General features: G+C 72.0%; 20 protein-coding genes and 2 pseudogenes. 11 read left to right on the plus strand and 11 right to left on the minus strand.

The features are described from left to right. Positions 1–97: 97 nt before the first annotated feature. Complete coding sequence (locus tag OG898_RS14415; protein ID WP_250747517.1) at positions 98–841, plus strand: enoyl-CoA hydratase family protein; 744 nt, start codon at positions 98–100, stop codon at positions 839–841. After that, on the plus strand, positions 829–1,458 hold the full coding sequence (locus OG898_RS14420) for a TetR/AcrR family transcriptional regulator (protein WP_266957178.1): 630 nt from the start codon (positions 829–831) through the stop codon (positions 1,456–1,458). Before OG898_RS14415 ends, OG898_RS14420 begins: the two co-directional genes overlap by 13 nt. A gap of 100 nt (positions 1,459–1,558) precedes the next feature. Here the strand turns inward: OG898_RS14420 and OG898_RS14425 are convergent, their stop codons facing one another. Further along, positions 1,559–2,665, minus strand: a complete 1,107-nt coding sequence (locus tag OG898_RS14425; RefSeq protein WP_250747521.1) for a citrate synthase 2 — start codon at positions 2,663–2,665, stop codon at positions 1,559–1,561. A 237-nt stretch (positions 2,666–2,902) separates the two neighbouring features. On the opposite strand from OG898_RS14425, the gene pdxH reads away from it, so the two are divergent. The 3 genes from pdxH (at position 2,903) to OG898_RS14440 (ending at position 6,316) form a co-directional block, all read left to right on the plus strand. After that, positions 2,903–3,526 carry a pyridoxamine 5'-phosphate oxidase gene (pdxH, locus tag OG898_RS14430; protein ID WP_250747523.1) on the plus strand — a complete coding sequence of 208 codons (624 nt, stop codon included), beginning with the start codon at positions 2,903–2,905 and terminating at the stop codon, positions 3,524–3,526. A 712-nt stretch (positions 3,527–4,238) separates the two neighbouring features. Next, positions 4,239–4,850 (plus strand): PH domain-containing protein, encoded by a 612-nt coding sequence (locus OG898_RS14435; RefSeq protein ID WP_266957181.1) that lies wholly within the window; start codon positions 4,239–4,241, stop codon positions 4,848–4,850. A 119-nt stretch (positions 4,851–4,969) separates the two neighbouring features. Next, entirely contained in the window at positions 4,970–6,316 is a 1,347-nt protein-coding gene (locus tag OG898_RS14440; RefSeq protein ID WP_266957183.1) for a PAS domain-containing protein, read from the plus strand. Positions 6,317–6,440: 124 nt separating this feature from the next. Here the strand turns inward: OG898_RS14440 and OG898_RS14445 are convergent, their stop codons facing one another. Together OG898_RS14445 and OG898_RS14450 are read right to left on the minus strand one after the other, a co-directional pair. Next, positions 6,441–7,289, minus strand: coding sequence for an ROK family protein (locus OG898_RS14445; RefSeq protein ID WP_250747526.1), 849 nt, complete (start codon positions 7,287–7,289; stop codon positions 6,441–6,443). A gap of 74 nt (positions 7,290–7,363) precedes the next feature. Next, complete coding sequence (locus OG898_RS14450; RefSeq protein ID WP_250747527.1) at positions 7,364–7,561, minus strand: AlpA family transcriptional regulator; 198 nt, start codon at positions 7,559–7,561, stop codon at positions 7,364–7,366. Between the two features lie 90 nt (positions 7,562–7,651). Between OG898_RS14450 and OG898_RS14455 the strand changes: the two genes are divergently transcribed. Continuing rightward, the gene (locus OG898_RS14455) at positions 7,652–9,670 is read left to right on the plus strand and encodes a transposase (RefSeq protein WP_266957188.1); all 2,019 of its coding nucleotides are present in this window, start codon (positions 7,652–7,654) and stop codon (positions 9,668–9,670) included. Here the strand turns inward: OG898_RS14455 and OG898_RS14460 are convergent. Next, positions 9,667–10,422, minus strand: a complete 756-nt coding sequence (locus OG898_RS14460; RefSeq protein ID WP_250747532.1) for an SIS domain-containing protein — start codon at positions 10,420–10,422, stop codon at positions 9,667–9,669. The two genes, OG898_RS14455 and OG898_RS14460, sit on opposite strands and share 4 nt — an antisense overlap. Positions 10,423–10,691: 269 nt before the next feature. Here OG898_RS14460 and OG898_RS14465 point away from each other — a divergent pair, with 269 nt between their 5' ends. Both OG898_RS14465 and OG898_RS14470 read left to right on the plus strand, forming a co-directional pair. Continuing rightward, positions 10,692–11,384: a metal-dependent transcriptional regulator gene (locus OG898_RS14465; RefSeq protein ID WP_250747533.1), complete on the plus strand. Its 693-nt coding sequence runs from the start codon at positions 10,692–10,694 to the stop codon at positions 11,382–11,384. Between the two features lie 403 nt (positions 11,385–11,787). Further along, entirely contained in the window at positions 11,788–12,681 is an 894-nt protein-coding gene (locus OG898_RS14470; RefSeq protein WP_250747534.1) for an alpha/beta fold hydrolase, read from the plus strand. An 869-nt stretch (positions 12,682–13,550) separates the two neighbouring features. On the opposite strand, the gene OG898_RS14475 is transcribed toward OG898_RS14470, so the two are convergent. Next, entirely contained in the window at positions 13,551–14,309 is a 759-nt protein-coding gene (locus OG898_RS14475) for a hypothetical protein (protein ID WP_266957191.1), read from the minus strand. A gap of 40 nt (positions 14,310–14,349) precedes the next feature. On the opposite strand from OG898_RS14475, the pseudogene OG898_RS14480 reads away from it, so the two are divergent. Further along, positions 14,350–14,535, plus strand: a pseudogene (locus OG898_RS14480) (hypothetical protein); the annotation flags it as partial. Then, complete coding sequence (locus OG898_RS14485; protein WP_266957193.1) at positions 14,532–15,143, plus strand: NAD(P)H oxidoreductase; 612 nt, start codon at positions 14,532–14,534, stop codon at positions 15,141–15,143. The pseudogene OG898_RS14480 and the gene OG898_RS14485, both read left to right, overlap by 4 nt. A 122-nt stretch (positions 15,144–15,265) precedes the next feature. Here OG898_RS14485 and OG898_RS36400 read toward each other — a convergent pair. The 4 genes and pseudogenes from OG898_RS36400 to OG898_RS14500 all read right to left on the minus strand — a co-directional run. After that, positions 15,266–15,505 (minus strand): annotated as a pseudogene (locus OG898_RS36400) (YrhB domain-containing protein); the annotation flags it as partial. A gap of 117 nt (positions 15,506–15,622) precedes the next feature. Continuing rightward, on the minus strand, positions 15,623–17,263 hold the full coding sequence (locus tag OG898_RS14490) for a transporter (protein ID WP_266957195.1): 1,641 nt from the start codon (positions 17,261–17,263) through the stop codon (positions 15,623–15,625). Continuing rightward, on the minus strand, positions 17,260–18,120 hold the full coding sequence (locus tag OG898_RS14495) for an ABC transporter ATP-binding protein (RefSeq protein ID WP_250742747.1): 861 nt from the start codon (positions 18,118–18,120) through the stop codon (positions 17,260–17,262). Before OG898_RS14495 ends, OG898_RS14490 begins: the two co-directional genes overlap by 4 nt. 160 nt (positions 18,121–18,280) lie before the next feature. Continuing rightward, positions 18,281–18,961: a bifunctional DNA primase/polymerase gene (locus OG898_RS14500; RefSeq protein ID WP_266957198.1), complete on the minus strand. Its 681-nt coding sequence runs from the start codon at positions 18,959–18,961 to the stop codon at positions 18,281–18,283. Positions 18,962–19,180: 219 nt separating this feature from the next. Between OG898_RS14500 and OG898_RS14505 the strand changes: the two genes are divergently transcribed. Then, a complete protein-coding gene (locus tag OG898_RS14505) occupies positions 19,181–20,560 on the plus strand; it encodes a transcriptional regulator (protein ID WP_266957200.1) in 1,380 nt (459 codons plus the stop codon). 58 nt (positions 20,561–20,618) lie between these two features. Here OG898_RS14505 and OG898_RS14510 read toward each other — a convergent pair whose 3' ends face one another. Both OG898_RS14510 and OG898_RS14515 read right to left on the minus strand, forming a co-directional pair. Next, positions 20,619–22,304 carry a hypothetical protein gene (locus tag OG898_RS14510; RefSeq protein ID WP_266957202.1) on the minus strand — a complete coding sequence of 562 codons (1,686 nt, stop codon included), beginning with the start codon at positions 22,302–22,304 and terminating at the stop codon, positions 20,619–20,621. 74 nt (positions 22,305–22,378) lie between these two features. Next, a complete protein-coding gene (locus OG898_RS14515) occupies positions 22,379–24,055 on the minus strand; it encodes a hypothetical protein (protein WP_266957204.1) in 1,677 nt (558 codons plus the stop codon). Between the last annotated feature and the right edge of the window lie 8 nt (positions 24,056–24,063).

Genomic DNA, 24,063 nt, shown 5'->3' on the forward strand with positions numbered 1-24,063 from the left:
GCCGGCCATCGGCAGCCCACCGGAGCCCGCCGCAGGCGACCCGCATACCCTCCCCGGAGGGGTTCCCGACCGACCGACCACCCCCTCCGGAGGAGACATGCCCCCACTGGTCCACGCCGCGCGAACGCCCGGCCTCACCACCCTCACCCTCGACTCCCCGGCCAACCGCAACGCCCTCTCCGCCACCCTGGTCGAGGAACTCCGTACGGCCCTCGCGACCGCCGCAGCGGAACCCTCCACCCGGGCCGTGGTCCTCACCCACACCGGCACTACCTTCTGCGCCGGCGCCGACCTCAAGTCCCCCTGCGACCCGGCGGACTTCCTGGCCCTGCTCCGCGAGATCGCCGAACTGTCCAAGCCCGTCGTCGCCCGCGTCACCGGCCACGTCCGCGCGGGCGGCCTCGGACTGCTCGGCGTCTGCGACATCGCCGCCGCCGGGCAGGCGTCCACGTACGCCTTCACCGAGACGCACCTCGGCGTCGTCCCGGCCGTGATCTCCGCGCCGCTGCTCCCGCGCCTGGACCCCCGCGCCGCGGCCCGTTACTTCCTGACCGCCGAGGTCTTCGACGCCGCCGAGGCCACCCGCATCGGCCTGCTCACCCTCCACACCCCGGACGCGGACGTCGACAAGGTGCTCGCCCCCGTCCTGGAAGGCCTGCTCAAGGCCGGCCCCGAGGCCCTGGCCGCGACGAAGCGCCTGGTCACCGCCCCGGTACGGGCCGCCCTGGAGCGGGACGGAGCCGCCCTCACCGAACTGTCCGCCCGGCACTTCGCCTCCGCCGAGGCCCGCGAGGGCATCAGCGCCCGCTTCGAGCGACGGGACCCGTCATGGCTACGGTGACCACGGAAACCGGCCCGGCGGACCAGACCGGCCCGACCGCCCCCAAGCAGGCCCGCAGCCGGGTCACCCGCCGCCACCTCCTCGAAGCGGCCGTCTCCTGCCTCGCCGAGCAGGGCTGGGCCGGATCCACCGTCGCCGTGGTCGCGGAGCGCGCCGGCGTCTCGCGCGGGGCGGCCCAGCACCACTTCCGCACCCGCGAGGAACTGTTCACGGCGGCCGTCGAGTACATGGCCGAGGAGCGCTCCACCGCCCTGCTGGACCTCTTCCCGCGCGGCGGGCCCGCGGCGGCCCGCGCAGACGTCGTCGAGGCCCTCATCGACCTGTACACCGGCCCGATGTTCCGCGCCGCCCTCCAGCTCTGGGTCGCGGCCTCCCACGAGGAGCAGCTGCGCCCCCGGGTGGCGGAGCTGGAGGCCCGCGTGGGCCGGGAGACCCACCGCATGGCCGTGGAGCTGCTGGGCGCGGACGAGTCCGTCCCGGGCGTACGGGAGACCGTGCAGGGCCTGCTCGACATGGCCCGCGGCCTGGGCCTGGCCAACGTCCTCACCGACGACACCGCCCGCCGGGCGCGGGTGGTCGCCCAATGGGCCCGGATCCTGGACTCGGAACTGGGCTGAGACCGCCCCCCCACAACGCGAAGGGCGCCGCACCCCCGAGGGGATGCGGCGCCCTTCGTCACGGCGGCCCTGTGCGGGGGCAGCCGGCGCGGTCGTTCGCTCAGGCGGTGGAGGCGATGTCCGCGTATCCGGCGATGTCCTGCGGGTTGCGCACGCCCGGCCCGGTGTAGCGGGCCGAGGGGCGGACCAGGCGGCCCGTGCGCTTCTGCTCCAGGATGTGCGCGGACCAGCCGGCGGTACGGGCACACGTGAACATCGAGGTGAACATGTGCGCCGGAACCTCCGCGAAGTCCAGCATGATCGCGGCCCAGAACTCCACGTTCGTCGCGAGCACCCGGTCGGGGCGGCGCGCGTGCAGCTCCTCCAGGGCGGCCTTCTCCAGCGCGGCGGCCACCTCGTAGCGCGGGGCGTCCAGCTCCTTGGCCGTACGCCGCAGCACGCGGGCGCGCGGGTCCTCGGCGCGGTAGACGCGGTGCCCGAAGCCCATCAGCCGCTCGCCCTTGTCCAGGGCCTTCTTCACGTACGCCACGGCGTCGCCGGTGCGCTCGATCTCCTCGATCATGCCGAGGACGCGCGAGGGTGCCCCGCCGTGCAGCGGCCCGGACATGGCGCCGACCGCGCCCGAGAGGGCGGCCGCGACGTCCGCGCCGGTGGAGGCGATGACGCGCGCGGTGAAGGTCGAAGCGTTCATGCCGTGCTCGGCGGCCGAGGTCCAGTAGGCGTCGACGGCCTTGACGTGCTTCGGGTCGGGCTCGCCCCGCCAGCGGATCATGAACCGCTCGACCACGGACTCGGCCTTGTCGATCTCGCTCTGCGGGACCATCGGCCGGCCCTGGCCGCGCGCGGACTGGGCCACGTACGACAGCGCCATCACGGCCGCCCGCGCCAGGTCGTCACGAGCGGTCTGCTCGTCGATGTCGAGCAGGGGTTTCAGACCCCAGACGGGGGCGAGCATGGCGAGCGCGGACTGCACGTCGACCCGGATGTCACCGGAGTGCACCGGGATCGGGAAGGGCTCGGCGGCCGGCAGACCGGGGTTGAAGGCACCGTCGACCAGCAGGCCCCAGACGTTCCCGAAGGAGACGTGGCCCACGAGGTCTTCGATGTCGACGCCCCGGTACCGCAGCGACCCACCCTCCTTGTCGGGTTCGGCGATCTCCGTCTCGAACGCGACGACTCCCTCGAGACCGGGTACGAAGTCGGACATCAGGCGGCTCCTCAAATAGTGCGAACACGCGCGGCTCCCGGCGTGATTCGCGGTCCGGCGCGGTCATCCCCGTTGATGCCCGGCACGGCCGATGGTCATCCGTTCGGGACCGTCGGACCGGCCCCAAGATTTTGTCCGTTCCGCTTGGCGCGGGGAAGCGTGACATACGGCACAGTCGCGGACGCCACGCTGCGGCAGGATGGCGGTGTGACCGATCAGCACCTTGACCCTGCCGACATGCGCAAGCAGTACCGCTCCCAGCTCGTCGTCGAGGAGAGCCTCGCCGATGAGCCGATGGGCCAGTTCGCGCGCTGGTTCCGGGACGCGGCGGATGCGAACGTCTTCGAACCCAACGCGATGGTCGTCGCGACCGCGACCCCCGAGGGCCGCCCCAGCTCGCGCACGGTCCTGTTGAAGCAGTTCGACGACCGCGGCTTCGTCTTCTTCACGAACTACGACTCCCGCAAGGGCCGCGAACTGGCCGCCAACCCCTTCGTCTCCCTGCTCTTCCCCTGGCACCCCATCGCCCGCCAGGTCATCGTCACCGGCACGGCCTCCCGCATCGGCCGGGACGAGACGGCGGCGTACTTCCGCTCCCGCCCCCACGGCTCCCAGCTGGGCGCCTGGGCCAGCGAACAGTCCACGGTGATCGCCTCCCGCGCGGAGCTGGACCGCCGCTACGCGGAACTGGAAGCCCGCTACCCGGAGGGCGAACAGGTTCCGGTTCCCCCGCAGTGGGGCGGCATCCGGGTGGTCCCCGACGCGGTGGAATTCTGGCAGGGCCACGAGAACCGCCTCCACGACCGCCTCCGCTACGTCCTGGAGGCCGGCACCTGGCGCGTGGAACGCCTCTGCCCGTAAAGCCCTGAAGACCCCTGAAGACCCTGAACATGCAGACGACCCGCGAGCTCGGGATTCCCCCCTGCAGTGGGGGAAGCCGGCCGGACGTACCGGCGAGCTCGCGGGTCGGGTGACTGCTTGGGATTGGCGCCGGCGACTCCGCCTGGCGCCGCACTGGGTGCGTGCGACAGCGGGCGCTTTAGCCCGCAGCCACCTCACGCGTCCGGTTTCCGTACATTGCGGCAACCACCTCCCTTCTCGTGTGCCGTCACTGTAAACACCGTCGTGGATCGCGCTCAACCGAATTAAGGGAGCGATTTCCGGAGGCGTTCCGGCGGGCCTCCGGGGCCGGTACGTGGCGCGTGGAAAGGGTGGAAAGCGTCCGAGAACGCAGACGACCCGCGAGCTCGGGATTCCCCCCTGCAGTGGGGGAAGCCGGCCGGACGTACCGGCGAGCTCGCGGGTCGGGTGACTGCTTGGGATTGGCGCCGGCGACTCCGCCTGGCGCCGCACTGGGTGCGTGCGACAGCGGGCGCTTTAGCCCGCAGCCACCTCACGCGTCCGGTTTCCGTACATTGCGGCAACCACCTCCCTTCTCGTGTGCCGTCACTGTAAACACCCCCGCGGATCGCGCTCAAGCGAATTACGGGAGCGATTTCCAGGCATCTCCCCGGCCCCCGGATCCCCCCGGGGACCGGGCTGCCTACTCTGGCCGCCGAGGCTGGGGGGACGCATGAATCAGGTGACGCTGCCGCGCGAGTACCGGCCGAGGGCGGGATCGGGGGCCCGGGCTTTCCTGGTGATGGGTCTCGTCTGGGCGTGGGGCTGCTACCAGTCGGCGACCGCCGATCGCCTGCCGCCCTGGTGGAGGGTGGGGCTGCCGGTTCTGACGGCCCTGTTCATCGCCTTCGTGGCCTGCACCCGGCCGCGCCGGTTCACCGCGCTCGACGAGCGGGGGATCGCCGTACGAAACCTCCTGCGGGTGCGGCGGCTGGGGTGGGCGGAGCTGCACGACATCCGGGCCCAGGTCTGGCCCGAGGAGGCGCGGGCGATCCCCGGCACGCCCCGTGTCTGCGCGTACGCCTACCTGCGCGACGGCAAGCGGATCGTGCTGCCGTGCGTGAACGACCGGGAGGTCGAGGCGGTCCGCACCGAAGTGGCCCTCATCCGGTCCGTGTGGACCGTCCTGCGCGGCCCCGGATGGCAGCCGGACCCGGGCGCGGAGCCGCGCATCGCCCGGGCTGCCGTGCGACGGGAGTGGTGGGGGCGGTCGGCCGGGGCGAAGGTGGTGATCGGTACGGCCACGCTGGCCGGCATCGCGCTCCTCGTGGTGCTGCTCGGCTGACGGGACTGCCCTCACCCCCGGACATAACGGGATGATTGCGGGAAGTGGGTGTGGGCTGCGTCACGTTCCAGTTCAATGACGTGACGTGCCGCACACGCGAACACCTGCAGGGGGCCCAGGTGACTGCATCCGGACGTAGTGAGACCGCCGACGATCTGCTCGCAGCGCTGCTGGACGGGATGGACGCGGCCTTGTGCGCGTTCGATGCCGATGGCGTGATCACCCACTGGAACCGTGAGGCCGAGCGGATCCTCGGGTGGTCGGCCGGGGAGGCCGTGGGGCGCAAGGGGTTCGCGGGGTGGGCCGTTCGGGCCGCCGACGCGCAGGACGTGCAGGACAGACTCATGGCCGCCCAGGACGTGCCGGGGCGGCAGGTGCACGAGTTCGCGCTGCTGACCAAGGACGGCGGGCGGGTGCTCGTGCGGACCCAGTCCGCCGGGGTGCCGGGCGCCGACGGGAAGCCGGCCGGGGTGTACTGCGCCTTCAGCGAGGTGCACGCGCAGATCGACCTGGAGCGTTCCATCGCCCTGAGCGAGGCGCTGATGGAGGACGCCTCCTGGGGCGTCGTGCTCGTGGACGTGGACCTGCGGCCGGCCGTGGTCAACGTCCATGCCGCCCGCGCCTTCGGGTCCGGCCGCACCATGCTGCTCGGGCGGCCGCTGGGGGAGCTGCTGGCGCAGGGGGTGGAGGAGCTGGAGGGGGCCCTGCAGCACGTGCTGGCCGAGGGCGCGCCCCCGGCGCCCGCGGAGCTGTGGGTGTCCGTACGGGGCCCCGAGGGCGTGCGGCGGCGGTGCTGGCGGTGCGGGTTCCTGCGGCTGGCGTCGCCGCTCGCGGAGGAACCCGTACCGCTCGGGGTCGCGCTGCTGTTCCAGGACGTCACCGAGGCCCGCCAGGCGCAGCTGGACACGGCGCAGCTGCGGTTCCGGTCCCATCAGCTGTACCGGGCCGGGCGGGCCGCCGCCGAGTGCGAGGACCCGGCCGAGGCGGCGGCCGTGCGGCTGGAGTTCGCGCTGGCGGGCTTCGCCGAGCACGCGCTGGTGGACGTACTGGACCCGCTACGGGAACCGGAGCCCGCGCGGCTGCTGCGCTGGGCGGCGTCCCCGCCCGGCCTGCCGGGGCTGCCCGAGCCCGGGGCGATCCCGGTGCGCTACGCGGCCGGGCACCCGGCGCTGCAGGCGCTGGACCGGGTCGGGTCGGTGCGGGCCAGCGCCCCGCTCGGGCAGGCCGACGGGGCGTGGGCGGGCACCCGGCGCTGGCCCGAGGGAGCGGCGCACGCCCTGTGCACGGTCCTGCGCAGCCGGGGCCGGAGCCTGGGGACGCTGACGTTCCTGCGGGGGCCGTCCAGGGCCGCCTTCGAGCGTGCGGACGCGGCGTACGCGGAGGAGGTGGCGGCCCGCGTCGCGGCGGATCTGGACCTGGCGGGCGGCGGGTACGGAGATGGTAGGACCGGCCCGGGGGCACCCTAGTGCTCTGACCGCGTTGGTTCGCCGAGTTGCTGCTTGCAGAGTTGGCGCCCCGTCCAGGTGGGCATAGGGAGGTAGTGGTTGCGGTGGGGTGGGTGGCGAATGGATCCAAGTCCCGAATGTCTGGTCAGACGTATTGCCGGACCCATGCTTGGTCGTCGATGGCTGCGGCGGCGAGCCGCATGGCCCCTCGGGCAACGACCAGTTCGGCGGCTTGGATTCGGTCGACGGTGCAGACGTCCCACAACTCCGGTAGGGCGTGGGTGTGTGCCGTCGCTACGGCGGTGTCCCAGTAGCCCGCAAATCCGAGGGTGCCGCCGGCGATCCGTACGACATCCGGGTTGAGGATGTTGACCAGTGATGCGATGGCGAGCCCGAGCGTCTCACCAGCGGCATTGACGATGCGCTGTGTCCGAGTATCGCCAGCGGCGAGCGCGGCATGGATCTGTTCCGGATGGGCGCCGACCGCACGTACGATCGCACCGCCGCCGGCGAGGTCGTCGAGGCGTTTGACACCCTGTGGCGTCGGGATGGGCATGCTGCCGATCTCTCCGGCCCATCCTCGCGAGCCGCGGACGACCCGTCCTTCGCACAGGTAGGCCGAGCCCACTGCAGTCCCACAGACGATCACCGCAGCGGACGAGGCCTTGGAGAGGCCGGCCGACTCCTGCGCGAGCGCGCCTCGGATGTCATTGACGAGCAACTGTGGGGCGCCGTCGATGCCTATCCCCGTCCAGCCCGTGAGCTGGGGCAACACGTCGGAAATCCTGACCTGCCCGTTCTCGACGAGACCTGGCACGGCGATCCCCAGTGCCGTCGGCTTCAAGGCGTTGTCGATGAGGAAGGCCCGGATAGCGGCTTCGATCTCGGCGGGCCCGACCGAGGGACCCGTGGCCAGGCGCCGAGTGAGCGGCGCATCAAGATCCTGCCCCTCTGCGAGCATGAGCAACTTGGTACCACCGATGTCGACGCCCACTGCCGCATGCCTCATGCCCCCACCTCACGCCGCGATCGTGAACAGAAAACTATCGTCCCGTTGGGAGCAGACGGTTACGACTTGTTGCGGGTGGGGTGGCGTTTCCGCCAGGCGTCGAGCTGGTCGACGGGCCACAGTGGGGTTCTGCCGACATAGATGGCTGTTGGGAAGTCGTTGTCCGCATTGTTGAGGTTGTAGATGCTTTTGATGCTGACGCCGAGGTGGTCGGCGGCCTGTTGGGCGCCGTAGAAGCCGGGGATCGTTGCTGCCATGGGGAAACACCTAAACGGATTGAGGGAAGTGACTTCCCGTAATATTCTACGGGAAGTCACTGCATCTAGTGGGCGGGGGGTGTGATGGTCATGCTGGCTGCCCAGAAGCCACGGAAGTTCCGGGGGAAGAACAAGGTCCCGAAGTGGGTCAAGCCCGAGAGCGGGCAGGTTTCGGTCATGGTGCTGCCGCTGGCCGTCACCAACCCCGGCGACCTGGCACGGCTGGAGAAGCTGTTCGGCGCGATGTGGAGCATCAAGCGAGCTGTCCAACGCGACGCTCGCGCCAGCGTGGATGCCTTCTGGTGTGCGAAGCGCGAGAGGGATGGCCACGGGGCGAAGGTCGTACGGCAGCGCGTCGGTCTCGCGCGCGAGATGTTGGAGCGGTGCGCGTACAAGCACCTCGAAGGCTCTGGGCATCTCAAGCACCACGTCTCCAAGGCCTTGGCCATGCACATGGCCGATGAGGTGTGGAATGGGGTGCAGCGGCACCTGTTCCCGGATGCGACGGGCCAACGGTTCGGCCGTCCAAAGGTCGGCAACTGGTACGACTTCACCCGGATTCCGGGCCGTGCGCGATCTCACACGACCGCCAACAAATGGGAGACCTTCCGTCTTGTCGGCACGTTGGACGGCCACGCCGCGGCCTATTCCAGGGGTGGTCGGCGCTCTCTCGACCAGCCGCGCAGGATGCCGGTACCAGCCCTGCCCGCGGGCAAGCTGACCGCCTCGGATGAGCGGGGCGCGCGGAAGGCGACGTGGTGGGACCACGCCGGCCCGCTGGCGGTCGTCTTCGCCGGTGGTCCGGCGTCCAGTGCCGGTGACCTGGTGCTGCCTGTGCGGCTGCCACAGGGGCCCGGCCAGTGGCCGCGGGTGCAGCACTTCCTGACCAGCCGGGACCGTTGGCACAAGATAGACCTCGTACGCCGTCGGAAGGCATCCGCGCCTGGCGGCTGGGTGTACGAGGCTCACCTGGTGATCCTCGGCCCCGGGTACAGCGCACCCAGCGTGCGGGACATGCGCGAGAAGGCTGCTGGGCTCGGGCGTGTGGGCGGGGTGGACGGCAACGTCTCCAACCTCTCCGTCGTTTCCTTCCCCGCCGGCCTCGACTCGGCAGCCGGTAAGCCGGTGTCCACCGAGATCACGCTCACCGAGGGAGAGCGCACCCTGCTGGCCAAGCAGGCGAAGGAGAAGCGCGGCCGGGCGCGGGCGCTGGAGCGCTCCCGGCGGGCCACCAACAACGCGCAGTACGGCCTGTCGAAGAAGCAGGCCAAGCGCGCCGCCCGCCGCGCCGAGAACGGCCTCAAGCCCAAGGTGGTCGCCGTGCCGGGTGGTCCCCGTGCCGCCCGTTCCGATGGGGTGCCGAAGCAGGCATATCGGGGCGACCGGCTCTCGAACGGCTACCGGGATCAGCGAGCCCATCGGGCCGAACACGCCGCCCGGGTCGCCGACCACCGCAGGCACCGCGCCCGCATTGTGGCCCGCGAGATCATCGCCACCCACGGTCCCGTGCTCGTGATCGAGGACTGCGACATCCGCACCTGGTACCGACTGTGGGGCAAACGCCTCTCGCAGACCACACCGGGCATGCTGATCGCCGCCCTCAAGGTCGAGTGCGAGGCTGCTGGCGGCAGGCTCGTACGGGCCTCTACCTGGAGTACAGCCCTGTCACAGCACTGCCTGTGCGGGGAACGGGTCTCCAAGACACTGCGGGACCGCGAGCACAACTGCGATGCCTGTGGCCTCACCGGCAAGCGGGACCTTGTCTCCGCCGCCCTCGCGGCATTCGTCCGCTTCAAGGATGCGGACGACCCCAAGACCGCGTACCTGGACACCACGCAGTCCAGGCACGCACAGATCGTCTACGCGCAAGCGCTAGAAGAGGCGCTGCGGGAGTCAACCACACCGTGCCCGAAACCCGTACGCGGGCCGGGTCGCGTGGCAGTCCCAGGGCAGCAACGCCGTGGGACCTCTGCTCCCCGAACCGTCGGAAGGCGGAGCCGAGCGACCCCGGATGAGACACGCCCTGTGCGTGACCACGTCGGAAAGCCCGGCTCACGCCCCGACTGCACCCAGCTCACCCTCTGGGGTGAGCTGTGGGACAAGTCTTAGTGGCGGAAGAAGATGCGGTCGCCGTACTCCTGCATGACGCGGCCGTTCCACTCGTGGCCGCCGTCGACGTTGCCCGAGCGCAGGAGCGGCGGTTCGACCCCGCGGTCGACGAGCTCGCCGGCCGCCGCGGCCATGACGGCCTGCATGATCGCGCTGGTCACGACGGTGGAGGCGGGGGCGAAGGGGGCCTCGATGCCTTCGTGGGTGAGCTCGGCGTCGCCGACCGCGATCTTGCTGTCGAGGACGATGTCGCAGTGGTCCTTGAGGAAGGTTCCGGAGACGTGGCGGGACTTGGTGTCGGTCGCGTAGGCCACCGAGGTGACGCCGATGACCTTGAGGCCGATCGCGCGGGCGTTCATGGCCATCTCGACCGGCAGCGCGTTGCGCCCGGAGAGGGAGATGATCACGAGGACGTCGCCGTCACTGGCCGGGCTGCTGTCCAGGACCGCCCCGGCGAGGCCGTCGACGCGCTCCAGGGCACTGCCGAGGGTGGCGGGCATGACGTCGATGCCGACCGTGCCGGGGACGGCGAGGAAGTTCATCAGGGCGAGCCCGCCGGCCCGGTAGACCACGTCCTGAGCGGGGAGCGAGGAGTGCCCGGCGCCGAAGGCGAAGAGCTTGTTCCCGGCGGCCACGGCGTCGGCGATGACGGTGCCGGCCTCGTTGATGCGGGCGGACTCCTCGTCCCGTACCCGCTCCAGCAGACCGATCGCGGCGTCGAAGAACTGACCGGCCAGCTTGCTCTCGCTCATACGCCGATGGCCTTCCGGGGTGGGAGTTGGGTGAGGTTGTCGTCCGTGTCCGCCGCTCACCGTGCGGTCTGGACCAAGGGCGTGTCAATACGAACTTCCATCCACGGGGCGAAAGGCCCGGTGGGCGACGTAATGAGAGGTGGCCACAGGGGCGTGGGGGGCGTTTCGAGGCCGTCCGGAACGGCCCTTGACGTCCTACACGGGACGGTTGTCGGCGCGATGGGTCAGAATTGGGGGCAGGGCCAGCGCACGCAATCCGAGGGGCACGAATGTCCGGACTGATCGACACCACGGAGATGTACCTCCGCACCATCCTCGAACTGGAAGAGGAAGGTGTGGTCCCCATGCGCGCCCGCATCGCCGAGCGGCTCGACCAGAGCGGCCCGACGGTGAGCCAGACGGTGGCGCGGATGGAGCGCGACGGCCTGGTGGCCGTCGCCAGCGACCGACACCTGGAGCTGACCGACGAGGGGCGCAAGCTGGCGACGCGCGTGATGCGCAAGCACCGGCTCGCGGAGTGCCTGCTCGTCGACGTCATCGGTCTGGAGTGGGAGCAGGTGCACGCCGAGGCCTGCCGCTGGGAGCACGTGATGAGCGAGGCGGTGGAGCGGCGGGTGCTGGAGCTGCTGCGTCACCCGACCGAATCGCCGTACGGCAACCCGATCCCGGGACTGGAGGAGCTGGGCGAGAAGGCCGAGGCCGATCCGTTCCTGGAGGAGGGCATGGTCAGCCTCTCCGAGCTGGATCCGGGCGTGGAGGGCAAGACCGTCGTGATCCGCCGGATCGGCGAGCCGATCCAGACGGACGCGCAGCTGATGTACACGCTGCGCCGGGCGGGCGTACAGCCCGGTTCGGTGGTCAGCGTGACCGAGTCGCCCGGCGGTGTGCTGGTCGGCAGTGGGGGCGAGGCGGCGGAGCTGGACTCGGACATCGCTTCCCACGTGTTCGTGGCGAAGCGCTGACGGACGGGCAGGGGGCGGTTCGGCAGGCGAGGTTTCGGCGGGCGACGGCTCGGTAGGCGAGGGTTCGTCAGGATGACGCACGGGCGTTCGATCGGGTCGCCAGTGCGAGCGAATCCGGCTGGTGTCGGCCGATGTGGACCGGTGCGGATCTGTATGGATGGTCCCGGCGCCTTACGGCGCCGGGACCGGTCCTCCCCTGCTTGACCTGGAGCCCCGAGCTCTCAAGGTCATCCCTTCGGACCGTCTTCCCCGAGCGGTCCGCCTCCCTGTTGAAAGGATCTCCATCGGCAGCGGCGGTCAATCCTTGAGCAAGGTCACTCGAAAGAGCGGTGTTGGCGGCGAGAACCCCGTTTTCGAATACGGGTTCGATACTGTGGCCGGGAGCGAAGGGGGTGCATCTGCGGTGGTACGACGCCTCGATGTGACGGGGGCCGACGGCGTACGCCTGGCGGCCTGGGAGTTCTGCGAAGCGGCCGCGGAGCGCGAGCCGGATCCGTCGCCGTCGGGTGAGCCCGCGGCCCTCTTACTGCACGGCCTGATGGGCCGTGCCTTCCACTGGGCGGGCACCGCCCGCTGGCTCGGCGCGAGCCGCCGCGTCGTGGCCCTCGACCAGCGCGGCCACGGCCAGAGCGAGCGCCCCCCGACCTCCGGCCCCGGCAGCTCCGTCGCCTACGGACGCGAGGCCTTCGTGGCCGACGCCGAAGCGGCCGTCGAGCAGCTCGGCCTCGCGCCGGTGACGCTGATCGGCCATTCCATGGGCGCCCTCACGGCCTGGCAGCTCGCGGCCCGCCGCCCCGACCTCGTGGCGGCCCTGGTCATCTGCGACATGCGGGCGTCGGCCCTCGGCGAGGCCTCGCAGCAGGAGTGGGAGGAATGGTTCCGCCACTGGCCGCTGCCGTTCCCCACGCAGGACGCCGCGCGGCGCTGGTTCGGCGAGGACGACCCGCGGGTGGAGCGCCCGGATCCCGGCCGGGGAGAGTTCTTCGCCGAGGTGATGCACCAGGCGGACGACGGCTGGCGCCCGCTGTTCTCGCGCCGCCAGATGCTGACCGCGCGGGAGACGTGGGTGCACGACGCGCACTGGGAGGAGCTCGCCCAGGTCCGCTGCCCGACGCTGGTCGTCCGCGGCCTGGACGGCGAACTGGGCCGGGCGGAGGCCCAGGAGATGGTCCGCGTCCTGCCGGCCGGCCAGTACGCGGAGATCCCGGACGCCGGCCACTACCTCCACTACGACCACCCGACGGCGTGGCGCGCGGCGGTGGAGCCGTTCCTGGAGGGCATCAAAGCCTCGGCGTGAGGGGCCGACGGGGACCTGGCGGGCCTGGCCTGCCCCTCCGGGCCCCGGCGGGCCGGTGAGGGCGGCTGCTGGGCCCGTCGCCCCTGTGCCCCCGCCCTGTCCGCCCCTGCGGGCCCTGTGGGGCCCCTACGAGGCCTTCGCGGGACCTTACGGCCGGGAAGCCTGCGGGGGCAGATAGCGGCTGGAGGGCGGCTGTTGGGCCAGGCCCGCCCAGTGTCCGCCCCCCGTCCCTCCCTGCGGGGGCCTTACGGGGCCTTGCCGCGGCCCTGTGGATCCTGCGGGGGCCAGTCGGAGGCCGGGGGCCGGAGCGCGGCCGTCGGCAGACGACCGCGGGCCCTGCGGGCGGCTGTCCCCTACCCGCCCTTCCACCGTTCCCCGGGCTCCGCCCGGACCCGTTGCCGCGTGCGGCGCCGTTGCCGGGGGCCAGCCCCCGGACCCCCGCTCCTCAAACGCCGGAGGGGCTGGAAACGCCGGAGGGGCTGGATTGCCCGCAGGGCAATTCCAGCCTCGCCGGCGTTTGAGGCGCGGGGTCTGGGGCGGAGCCCCAGGGGGGTCCGGGCGCAGCCCGGGGAACGGGCGAAGGGCGGGTAGGGGACTTGGGGACCAGGGCCTCGCCGATGCAGTCCTCGGCCGTGTCGTGCAGCTGAACCTCGGCCGCCGCCACGGTGCCGGCGGGCAGGGGCGCCGCTGCCACCCGCTCCGTGTCCAGGCCGAAGTACGTCCTACCGCGGCCGCACGAGCAGCGCCCGGTCGTCCGGAGGGAGGTGCGGCACCTGAGGGCAGAGCGCGGTGGACTGCGTCCTCCGTCCCGAGCAGGACGTCCGGCGCGGCGGTGACATCGGAGGGCCCGCCCGCTGCGGTGGGGGCCGTCACGGGCCGCCGTCCAGGAGGGCGAGCTGGTCCGGCAGGGGCAGGGCTTCGCCCGTGGCGAAGGCGGTCGCGAAGGCCTCCGGACCCAGGGCCGCGCGGGCCCGGGCCGTTGCCCGGTCGGTGTCGGTGCGTTCCGCCTGCGGGCGCGGGGTGCCCGCCGAGGCGCGCAGGGCCATCGCCGTGCCCAGGAGCGAGGCCGCCCGGGCGGGCGGGAGTATCCCGGCCAGGCCTTCGAGGGCCAGGGCGAGCGCGCGGGGGTCCCCGGTGCGGCGGGCCGCCGCGAGGCCTTCCCGGTGCAGGGACTCCGCCGCGGCCGGGTCGGCCCGCAACTCCGCGACGTACCCCAGCTCCGCCAGGATCAGCGCTGCCCCGGAGTCCACCCCGAGCCGCCGGTTCCAGTCGAGCCACGGCCGCAGCCGGGCCTCGGCGGCGTCCAGGTCTCCGCCGCGCCGGGCGCCCAGGGCGAGCCCGATCGCCGCGAACTGCTCGGCCGGGCGGTGGCATTGCTCCTGCGCCAGCCGCAGGGCCTGCTCGTGCAGGGCGGCCGCGTGCGCGAGGTCGCCGGTCAGCAGCGCGATGCGGCCCTGCCGGGCCAGCCGGAAGGAGGCGTGCGTCCACAGCTCCAGTTCCTGCGCGTCCCGTACGCCGTCCTCGTGGAGCCGCACCGCGGCCGCGTAGTCCCCGGTGACCTCGGCGAGGATGCCGAGCTGCTCCGAGGTCTGCAACTGGCCCCAGCGGTCGCCCAGTTCGGTGAACACCGTGGCGGCCGCCTCCGCGGTGCGGCGCAGTTCCGCGCGATGGCTCGCGGACGGCAGCCTGCGCACGGAGGAGACCGTCGTCGACGGCATCGAGCGGGCCCCGGAGGCCTTCCTCGGCATGATGCGCGGCGCGAACACCGGCAAGATGCTGGTCCGCCTCGCCCCGGAAGCCACCGCCCCGGAAGCCGCCGTCGCCGCCCCTTCCCTCACCGCCGATGCCCGATGAGCGCCGCCCTGGTCGTCCTGGCCCACCCCCGCGGCGATTCCCTCACCGCCCAGCTCGCCCGCCGTGCCGTGGCCCGGCTGGAGGCCGACGGTCACACGGTCGACGTGCTCGATCTGCACGCCGAGGGCTTCGACCCCCGGATGGGCACGGAGGACGAGCCGGACTGGTCGGATCCCGACAAGGAGTACTCCGCCGAGACCCGGGCCCACATGGACCGGATCGCCGCCGCCGAGATCCTCGTGGTCGTCTTCCCGCTCTGGTGGTTCGGTCTGCCGGCCATCCTGAAGGGCTGGATCGACCGGGTCTGGAACAACGGCTTCGCCTACGGGCTCCGAACCCCGCTCCTGAAGGGCAAGCGGATGGTCTGGATCCCGCTGGTGAGCTACCCGGAGGCGAAGTTCAAGGAGCTGGGCTGGGACGGGCCGGTGGACGAGCCGTCCGCCGCCGGATGGAAGGGCCGTCCGGCGTCCTTGGGCACCACCACCGATGCGGCCGGCATCGGCGTCCGCGGATACCCAGGCTGCTCGATGGTCCGGCAGGCGAACAGCCGGCTCCCCGCGTCCTCGGCGACAGGATCGGTTCCCGCTAGTTCGACGCGCCCGTGGTAGGTGTCGAGCAGCCACTTCAGCGCCCGCTGCCACGGCTCGGCCTTCACCGTGCCGCCCTTGCTCGCACCGGCCCAGCCCCCGTGCCGCGCATAGGCCAGATATTCCGCCACCGGGATGTGCGACGGCGGGAAATGCGGCGCTGTCCCCTCCTGGGGGACAAGGGCCAGGCGCGTGGGCGGGGCGAATTTCCGATCGCCGGTATCGAGGTGCTCCCGGGAGTCGAAGCGCACGGCCCAGGCGATGTCGAACTCTTCGGAGAGGTCCGGCTGGAGGACGAGGGTGTAGCGGCGCTGGCTGTGCTCGAAAGCGCGGGTCAAGAACGCCTCTGCGGCGGCGAACGCGTCAGCTGACGAGAGCGTCATCTCTTGCCTCCTGTGGGGAATGCGGCCGATGAAGACGTGGGCGGTGCCGTCTGCACGCCGGAGGGGGTGCCCGGCCCGTGCGGCCCGGCACCCCCTCCGGTTTCTCCGGCCCTCCCGTCAGCCCTTGCTGACGGCCAGCAGGATCTCGGGGAGCTTGCGCGCCACCGTCGGGGCCGCGAGGCGCAGGCCGGCCCAGCTGGCGAGCGTGCCCCAGGCCACGCCCAGGGGGAGCAGGATCCAGGCCGCGGACTGCTGGTCCGTGGCGCTGAAGTAGATGGCCAGGCCGATCAGCGGGGAGCTGATCAGTGCCGAGGCGAGCATGCCGAGGAGGAGGCTCGTCCACGCCAGGGCGCCCTGGCCCGGGGCGACGTTCTTGAAGGCGCCGTCGGTCGGGATCGAGTACGGGAAGAAGGCGGACGACAGGGCCCCCGTGCACAGCATCGAGCCGAGCAGGGCCAGGGCCAGGCCCAGGCCGGCCGGCAGACCGGCCCAGTTGCCGACCAGTCCGGCGGTGACCGCCGCGACCAGCACCGTGAAGGGCACGGTGATCAGCGCGAGGGCCAGGGCGCGGGCGCGCAGCTCCAGGTACGCCTCCCGGGTGCTGGAGATGGTCTGCGCGACCATCCAGAACGCCGAGGTGTCCTGCCCGAACTGGTTGTACATCTGGAGGCCGAGCATGCCCGAGGCGAAGCAGGCCAGGTACACCGAGCCGCCCCCCTGGAGGGCGTTGACGACCGGGATGATCAGACCGAGCGCCAGGGCCGACACCGACGCCGACTTCGTTTTCGGGTCGCGCCACATGTAGCGCAGCGAGCGCTGGGCGGCCGCGCCCGTACGGTTGTCCGGCAGGAAGGACCGGCCGCCGCCGGCCGGGTTCTTCTTGTGGTCCTTGGCGGCCACGATCGTCGAACCGTCCGGGGTGACCATCAGCTTGGTCAGGCCGCGCTCCCAGTACCAGAGCAGCAGCCCGAGGGCCGCGACCGTGATGAGGAGCTGGGCCGCGGCGATCCCGTACGAGCCCTCGCTCGCGGAGTCCACCATCCCGACGGCCGCCGCCGGCGGCAGCCAGCGCAGGACCTCCCCGGCGGGCTCCAGCCGGTCCAGGCCGCCCGGCTCGGCCAGCCGCGCGACCGCGAGGTTCGCCACCTGCGCGCCGATCGCGATCAGCAGGCCGCTGAGCAGCGCGAGGTCGCGCCCCTTGCGGCTGGTCAGGAGCCGTACGTTGGCGGTCGCGACCGCCCGGGCCAGCGTCACGCAGCCGACGAGCAGCAGTGGTACGGCCAGCACGGCGGCCACCAGGCCCGCGGCGCCCCGTGCGACGGCGATCACGGAGCCGATGGCCAGGCAGAGCGTGAACAGCGGCCCGATGCCGATGAGCGAGGAGGCCAGCAGGGCCTGGATGAGCGGACGCGGGCGCAGCGGCAGCATGACCAGCCGGCTCGGGTCGAGCGTCTCGTCGCCGGTGGCGAAGAACAGCGGGACGAAGGTCCAGCAGAGGGCCATGATCGTCGCCAGCAGGGCGACGACCGTGCCGGCGTGCGCGTTGCCGCGCAGCGCGACGAGGCCGAGCACGGCGAGGAAGGCGATGAAGAGCGCGAAGGCGAGGGCGCCGAAGTAGGCGGCCTTGCGCGCCGGGGAGCCCTTGAGTCCGTTGCGCAGCAGCGACAGCTTGAGCCGGACGAAGACCGGGGTGATGCTGACGGACGCGGCGGGTGCGGCGGGCGTGGCCGGTGCGGCCGGCGCCGCGGAGGTGCTCATCGAACGCCCGCCCCGTTGCCCGCTGCCCCGCCGCCGAGCCAGTCCAGGGACTCGCCGGTGGCCCGGCCCTGCGCCCCGACCAGCTCCAGGAACGCGGCCTGCAGCGAGGGCGCGTCGCCTCGTACGTCGGCCAGTGTGCCCGCGGCGCGGATCCGGCCGGCGGCCATGACGGCCACCCAGTCGCACAGCGACTCGACGAGCTCCATGACGTGGGAGGAGAAGACGACCGTGGCCCCGGAGGAGGTGTAACGTTCCAGCACTCCGCGGATGGTCTGTGCGGACACCGGGTCAACGCCCTCGAACGGCTCGTCCAGGAACAGCACTTCGGGGTTGTGGAGCAGCGCGGCCGCCAGGCCGATCTTCTTCCGCATGCCCGTCGAGTAGTCGACGATCAGCTTGTTCTGCGAACCGGCCAGGTCCAGGATCTCCAGCAGCTGCGTGGCCCGGCTGTCCGTCTCGCGGCCCGGCAGCCCCCGCAACCGGCCCATGTAGCCGAGCAGTTCCCGCCCGGAGAGCCGCTCGAAGAGCCGCAGGCCCTCCGGCAGCACGCCGATCCGGGACTTGACCTCGACCGGGTCCGCCCAGACGTCGTGCCCGGCGACGATCACCCGGCCCATGTCCGGGCGCAGCAGCCCGGTCACCATGGACAGCGTCGTGGTCTTGCCCGCGCCGTTCGGCCCGACCAGGCCGACGAACTGCCCGGCGGGCAGCTCCAGATCGATCCCGGACACGGCCACCTGCTCGCCGAACCGCTTCCACAAACCCTCGACCCGCACGGCGGGTGCGGCGGACGGTGCGGGTCGCACACCGCCGCCCGTTCCGTCCGTCCCGCCCGTCGCAACGCCCTGGTCCGGCATGCGCCTGCCTCTCGATTTCGTTCCCCGTGTCCTGCTTTTCTCACCATAGGAGGCGGGGGAGAGGCGGAGCAGTTACTTATGTCATGAGTTTCCCCACGCACATGTCCGCTGGTCAGAGCCCGTGTGCCGGGATCAGGGACGGTGGGCCGGGCCCCCTGGGTCAGGTCGTGCGCCGGGCCCGTTCCGCCGCCGCCTCGCGCCCGCACGCGTAGGCCAGCGCGTCGATCAGCTCCTCCACGTCGGGCAGCCACCGGTTCGCGGCCGTCGGCGGCTGCGCCCACTGCACCGAGCCGCGCCCGCCGATCCGGGTCGGCGGCGCGGCGACGTACTCGCCCTCACCGCGTGCGACCAGGTCGAGTTGGGCCGGCTGCCAGCCGATCTTGCGCAGCAGGTCGGGCACCTTCGCCCCGGCGCCGGGCAGGACGAAGAACAGCATCCGCCCCGCCGGGTTGGCGATCACCGGTCCGAGGGTGCGCTGCATGCGCTGGAGCCGGGCCAGCGCGAGGAAGCCGGCCGCGTCCGGGACGTCGAGCGCGTCGAAGGTCCGGCCGGTGGGCAGCAGGATGGCGGCCTTCGGGTTCTTCCCCCAGAGCCGCCTGACCTGCACCGCGCTGCCCGAGGCCTGGGAGGCCCAGTCCTTCCCCGCCGCGTGCGCGCCGGGCACGGGGCACTCCGCGGCCCCGCACGAGCACTGTTCGCGCCCGTCGCCGGACTCCAGCCAGGTGCCGGCGAAGACATCCCAGTGCCGTTCTTCCGTGTACCGCACGGCATGGTCCAGCAGCGGCTCACTGCGCTGCAGGGGGATGGGCGCGGTCTCCGTGACTCCGATGGTCTCTTCCACGTGCAACACAACTCTTGCGGTCACCGGGGGTTACGGGCGTAAACCCGCCGGGCTCGGGAGCATCGATCCTGCATGCGGGGCGCATCGGTGCATCGCGGGGGGCGCGTGGGAGGCCGGGGCGCCGTAGGTGGGTAGCGACAGGACGCAATGGGGAAGATTCCCCGCACATCAGGCGGGAAGTGATCATTCGAGCGATCACCCGCGTCTCTGGGGGTTTTCATGGCAGCCAGGCCTCTCGTCGCCCGCCAGCCGAACGAACGGCTGCAGGCGCTCATCCAGGAAGCCGGGTGCTCCAATGCCGGGCTCGCCCGGCGCGTCAACATGTGCGGGGCCGAGCACGGCCTCGACCTCCGCTACGACAAGACCTCCGTGGCCCGCTGGCTGCGGGGCCAGCAGCCGCGCGGCCGGGCCCCCGGGATCATCGCCGAGTCGCTGGGCCGCAAACTCGGCCGGACCGTCACCATCGACGAGATCGGCATGGCCAACGGCAAGAACCTCGCCTCCGGTGTCGGCCTGCAGTTCTCCCCGACCGTCATCGGCGCGATCGAGCAGGTCAGCGAGTTGTGGCGGAGCGACGTGGGGCGGCGCGACTTCCTGTCGGGGTCGAGCGTGGCCTCCTCGGCGCTGGTCGAGCCGAGCCGCGACTGGCTCATCACCGGGGCCGACGCGCAGGTCGCGCGCAGCGGCGGCTCACGGGTGGGGATGTCGGACGTGGAGGCGGTACGGGCCACCACGCAGGCGCTGAAGGACCTCGACCACCGCTTCGGCAGCGGGCACGTGCGCCCGGTGGTCGTGCACTACCTCAACTCGGTGGTCTCCGGCCTGATCGGCGGCGCCTACCGGGAGCCGGTCGGCCGGGCGCTGTTCGCGGCGGTCGCCCGGCTCACGGAGCTGGCGGGCTACATGGCGGTGGACACCGGCCAGCCGGGCCTGGCGCAGCGCTACTACATCCAGGCGCTCCGGCTCGCGCAGGCGGCGGGCGACCGGGCGTACGGGGGCTACGTGCTGGCGGCGTCGATGAGCCACCTCGCGGCCGAGCTGGGCAACCCGAGGGAGATCGCGCAGCTGGCGAGAGCCGCACAGGAGGGGACGCGGGGCCAGGTCACCCCCCGGGTGGAGGCGATGTTCTACGCGGCGGAGGCACGGGGCCACGCGCTGCTCGGTGACGCGCGGTCGACGGCGGTGCTGTCCTCGCGGGCGCTGACGGCGCTGGAGCGGGCGGAGCCGGAGGCGGGGGACGACCCGGAGTGGATCCGGCACTTCGACCAGGCGTACCTCGCGGACGAACTGGCGCATTGCCACCGGGACCTGGGGCAGGCCGACGCGGCGGCGAAGCGCGCGGAGGAGGCCCTACGGGACCTCCCGGCGGGCAAGGCGAGGCGCCGGGCGATCGGTCTGCTCCTGCTGGCGGCGGCGCGGGTGCAGCAGCGCGAGGTGGAAGCCGCCTGCCAGACGGCGACGCAGGCGGCGGAGGCCCTGTCGGGCATCCGCTCCCACCGCGGGGCGGTGTACCTGGAGGACTTCCGCACCCGCCTGGACCCGTACCGGGAGGAACCGGCGGCCCGGGAGTTCACGGCCCGCCTGGAGCCGGTCCACTGACCTCGCCGCCCGGGTGTCCGGGCGGCGGGTCCGCCGGTTCGGCCGCTTTGCCGGTGGGTCAGCCGATGACCTCGATGCGGCCCTCACGGCCCGTGGTGGCGAGGTGGGTGGCGTCGGCGTCGACGAAGCGGATGCGCCAGTAGCCGGTGGTCTGCGCGGTGAACTTCATGCTGACGGCTCCGTAGGCCCCGGAGACGGAAGTCCCCATCTCCTTCCACACGGTGGAGCCGGCGGGGCGGAAGTAGTAGCGGACCTTCTGGCCGGCGTACGGCGCGAGCCCCTCGGGGGTGGAGGTCCGCAGGACTCCGGAGACGGAGAGCTGCTTCCCCTTGACCGCCTGGAGCGGTGTGAAGCGCATGCCTGAGATCTGGGTTTCGGCGCGGGTCTGGCGGAGCACCTTGGTGCCCGTGCTGGGGCCGATGTTGGAGGTGCCCGGCGTGTACACGCGCCAGCCGTCGGAGGGATAGGAGCTCGGGGTGCCGACCGTCACCGTGAACGTCTTGTCGTAGGGCACGGTGAACGACTGGCGGGTGACCCACTTGCCCGGCGAGGTCTGGTACTGGATCTCGATGGGCGCCTGCTGGCCGGTGATGCCGTCGACGGTGACCTTGCCGCTGATGGTGAGCTTGCCGTACTTGTCGGTGGAGACCAGCTTCTCCTCGACGACCTTGGTCGTGTGGGTGACCTTCGCGACGGTCGCGGTGCGCGTGCCGTCACCGATCAGCCAGCTGCTGGTGCCGACGGCCACGTTCAGGGAGCCGGTCCTGAAGACCGGGGGCAGCAGGGTGTAGCTGCCGTCGGGGCCGGCGGTGGCCTGCCCCTTCCCGACTCCCGAGGCGGTGACGCTCTGGCCGGCGGCGGGCTTGACCGTGCCGTCGTCCGCCTGGCGGCTGAGCTTGCCGAGCACGGGCACGCCGGTCCCGTAGCGGGCGGTCAGGGGAGCCGTCGAGGTCAGCGTCAGGAGGGACTTCTGGGCCCGGATCGTCGACGGGGCCGTCACGGACACCTCGGTGTCCCCGCTCGCCAGGGCCACGGTGTGGGTCAGGGCCTTCTCGGTGCCGAGGGCGGCGACGGTGGTGGTGAACTTCCCCTGCGCGTCGGACACCCCGTCGGCCCAGCCGTCACCGAGGCGGGCACGGACCCTGGCGCCCGTCAGCGGCAGGCGCTCCCCGGTGCGCGGGTGGATCGCGGTGACCGTGCCGGTGACCTGGGTGGTGAGGGCGTCCAGCGAGAACTCCTGGCGGCTGGAGGCGGCCTCGACCCGGGCGTCGATCGCGTAGGTGGACCGGCCGGCGTTGCGGCGGGTCAGTTCGTTGCCCTTGTGGTCCCGGGCGTACACGTCCAGCTCGTAGTCCGTCATGTCGTCGAGGACCAGCGGCTGCTTGTCGCCCACGTACCAGTGGCGGGTGCCGTATCCCATTTCCTCGTCGTAGTCGTCGTAGTACGTCAGGCTGTCGACCACGGCGACGATCTTGTCGGTGCCCGCCCGGCGCACCTCGACCCGGTACGGCCTCGTGTTCTGGCCGCCTTCGATGTGGACGACGAACCGGTTGTTCGCGCGCTGCTGGATGCTGGCGTCGCCCACCTCGACCGGAACGGACTTCGTCTCCGGGTCGGAGGTCAGGGCCGCCTGCCGCGCGGCCGGCGTTGCCGCGGCGTTGGCCGTGGGAGCGGTCATCACTCCCACGGCCGCGAGCGCGACGGCCGTACCGACGGCCGTCATGGTCCTCTTGAAACTGTTCACCGGAATCCCCCGTGCGCCACATGTGATCGACTACACGGGTTGGACGGCCGATCGGCCCCGGAGGTTGTACGCGTTCAGCCCTTGACTTCGATGCGGCCCTCACGGCCCGTGTCGGCGAGGTGGGTGGCGTCGGCGTCGACGAAGCGGATGCGCCAGTAGCCGGTGGTCTGCGCGGTGAACTTCATGCTGACGGCTCCGGTGGCCCCGGAGACGGAGGTGCCCATCTCCTTCCAGGCGGTGGAGCCGTCGGGACGGAAGTAGTAGCGCACCTTCTGGCCGGCGTACGGCACGAAACCCTGGGTGGGCGTGTACGTGCTCAGGACCCCGGAGACGGACAGCTGCTTCCCCTTGGCGACGGGGCTCGGTCCGAAGCGCTCGCCCGAGATCTGGGTTTCGGCGCGGGTCTGGCGGAGCACCTTGGTGCCCGTGCTGGGGCCGATGTTGGAGGTGCCCGGCGTGTACACGCGCCAGCCGTCGGAGGGATAGGAGCTCGGGGTGCCGACCGTCACCGTGAACGTCTTGTCGTAGGGCACGGTGAACGACTGGCGGGTGACCCACTTGCCCGGCGAGGTCTGGTACTGGATCTGGATCGGCGCCTGCTGGCTGGTGATGCCGTCGACGGTGACCTTGCCGCTGATGGTGAGCTTGCCGTACTTGTCGGTGGAGACCAGCTTCTCCTCGACGACCTTGGTCGTGTGGGTGACCTTCGCGACGGTCGCGGTGCGCGTGCCGTCACCGATCAGCCAGGCGTCCTGGACGGTCACGGCCAAGGAGCCGGTCCTGAAGACCGGGGGCAGCAGGGTGTAGCTCCCGTCCGGTCCGGTGGAGGCCGTTGCCTGCCCGACTCCCGAGGCGGCCACGCCCCGGCCGGCGGCGGGCTTGACCGTGCCGTCGTCCGCGAGGCGGGTGAGCTTGCCGCGCACGGGCACGGCGGTCCCGTAGCGGGCGGTCAGGGGCGCCGTCGAGGCCAGCGTCAGCGTGGACTTCTGGGCCCGGATCTTCGACGGGGCCGTCGCGGACACCTCGGTGTCCCCGCTCGCGAGGTACACGGTGTGGGTCAGGGTCTTCTCGGTGCCGAGGGCGGCGACGGTGGCGGTGAACTTGCCCTGCGCGTCGGACACCCCGTCGGCCGAGCCCGAGCCGAGGCGGGCACGGACCTTGGCACCCGTCAGTGGCTGCCGCTCCCCGGTGCGCGGGTGGACGGCGGTGACCGTTCCGGTGACCTGGGTGTCGAGGTCGTCCAGGGAGAACTCCTGCTGGCTGGACTTCGCCTCGACCCTGGCGTCGAAGGCGTAGGTGAACCGTCCGGCGTTGCGGCGGCTCACTTCGGTGGTGCCGTCCTTGGCGTACACGTCCAGTTCGTAGTCCGTCATGTCGTCGAGGACCAGCGGCTGCTTGTCACCCTCGTACCACTGGACGCTGGGACCGCCCGATTCGTCGGGACCGGGGTCGTTGAACGTGAGGTCGTCGACCACGGCGACGACCTTGTCGGTGCCGGCCCGGCGCACCTCCACCCGGCTCGGAGCACTCGCGTTGGCGTCGACGAAGACGATGAACTGGTTGTTCTGGTTCTGCCGGACGCTGGCGGCCGGCAGCGCGAGCTCTGCGGACTTCGCCTCCGGGTCGGACGTCAGGGCCGTCTGCCGTGCCGCCGGTACGGCCGCACTCGCGGCCGGAGCCGCCAGGGCACCCACGGCTGCGATGACGACCGCCGTACCGACGGCCGTCATGGTCCTCTTGAAGCTGTTCAACGGTTCTC

It is taken from the genome of Streptomyces sp. NBC_00193, from assembly GCF_026342735.1.
In the GTDB taxonomy this organism is placed as follows: Bacteria; Actinomycetota; Actinomycetes; order Streptomycetales; family Streptomycetaceae; genus Streptomyces; species Streptomyces stoeckheimensis.

Excerpts from the sequence above, each read along its gene's own strand:
- OG898_RS14415 (WP_250747517.1), top strand. The coding sequence starts at position 98 with ATGCCCCCACTGGTCCACGCCGCGCGAACGCCCGGCCTCACCACCCTC.
- OG898_RS14420 (WP_266957178.1), top strand. The coding sequence starts at position 829 with ATGGCTACGGTGACCACGGAAACCGGCCCGGCGGACCAGACCGGCCCG.
- OG898_RS14425 (WP_250747521.1), bottom strand. The coding sequence starts at position 2,665 with ATGTCCGACTTCGTACCCGGTCTCGAGGGAGTCGTCGCGTTCGAGACG.
- pdxH (WP_250747523.1), top strand. The coding sequence starts at position 2,903 with ATGCGCAAGCAGTACCGCTCCCAGCTCGTCGTCGAGGAGAGCCTCGCC.
- OG898_RS14435 (WP_266957181.1), top strand. The coding sequence starts at position 4,239 with ATGAATCAGGTGACGCTGCCGCGCGAGTACCGGCCGAGGGCGGGATCG.
- OG898_RS14450 (WP_250747527.1), bottom strand. The coding sequence starts at position 7,561 with ATGGCAGCAACGATCCCCGGCTTCTACGGCGCCCAACAGGCCGCCGAC.
- OG898_RS14455 (WP_266957188.1), top strand. The coding sequence starts at position 7,652 with ATGCTGGCTGCCCAGAAGCCACGGAAGTTCCGGGGGAAGAACAAGGTC.
- OG898_RS14460 (WP_250747532.1), bottom strand. The coding sequence starts at position 10,422 with ATGAGCGAGAGCAAGCTGGCCGGTCAGTTCTTCGACGCCGCGATCGGT.
- OG898_RS14465 (WP_250747533.1), top strand. The coding sequence starts at position 10,692 with ATGTCCGGACTGATCGACACCACGGAGATGTACCTCCGCACCATCCTC.
- OG898_RS14485 (WP_266957193.1), top strand. The coding sequence starts at position 14,532 with ATGAGCGCCGCCCTGGTCGTCCTGGCCCACCCCCGCGGCGATTCCCTC.
- OG898_RS14490 (WP_266957195.1), bottom strand. The coding sequence starts at position 17,263 with ATGAGCACCTCCGCGGCGCCGGCCGCACCGGCCACGCCCGCCGCACCC.
- OG898_RS14495 (WP_250742747.1), bottom strand. The coding sequence starts at position 18,120 with ATGCCGGACCAGGGCGTTGCGACGGGCGGGACGGACGGAACGGGCGGC.
- OG898_RS14505 (WP_266957200.1), top strand. The coding sequence starts at position 19,181 with ATGGCAGCCAGGCCTCTCGTCGCCCGCCAGCCGAACGAACGGCTGCAG.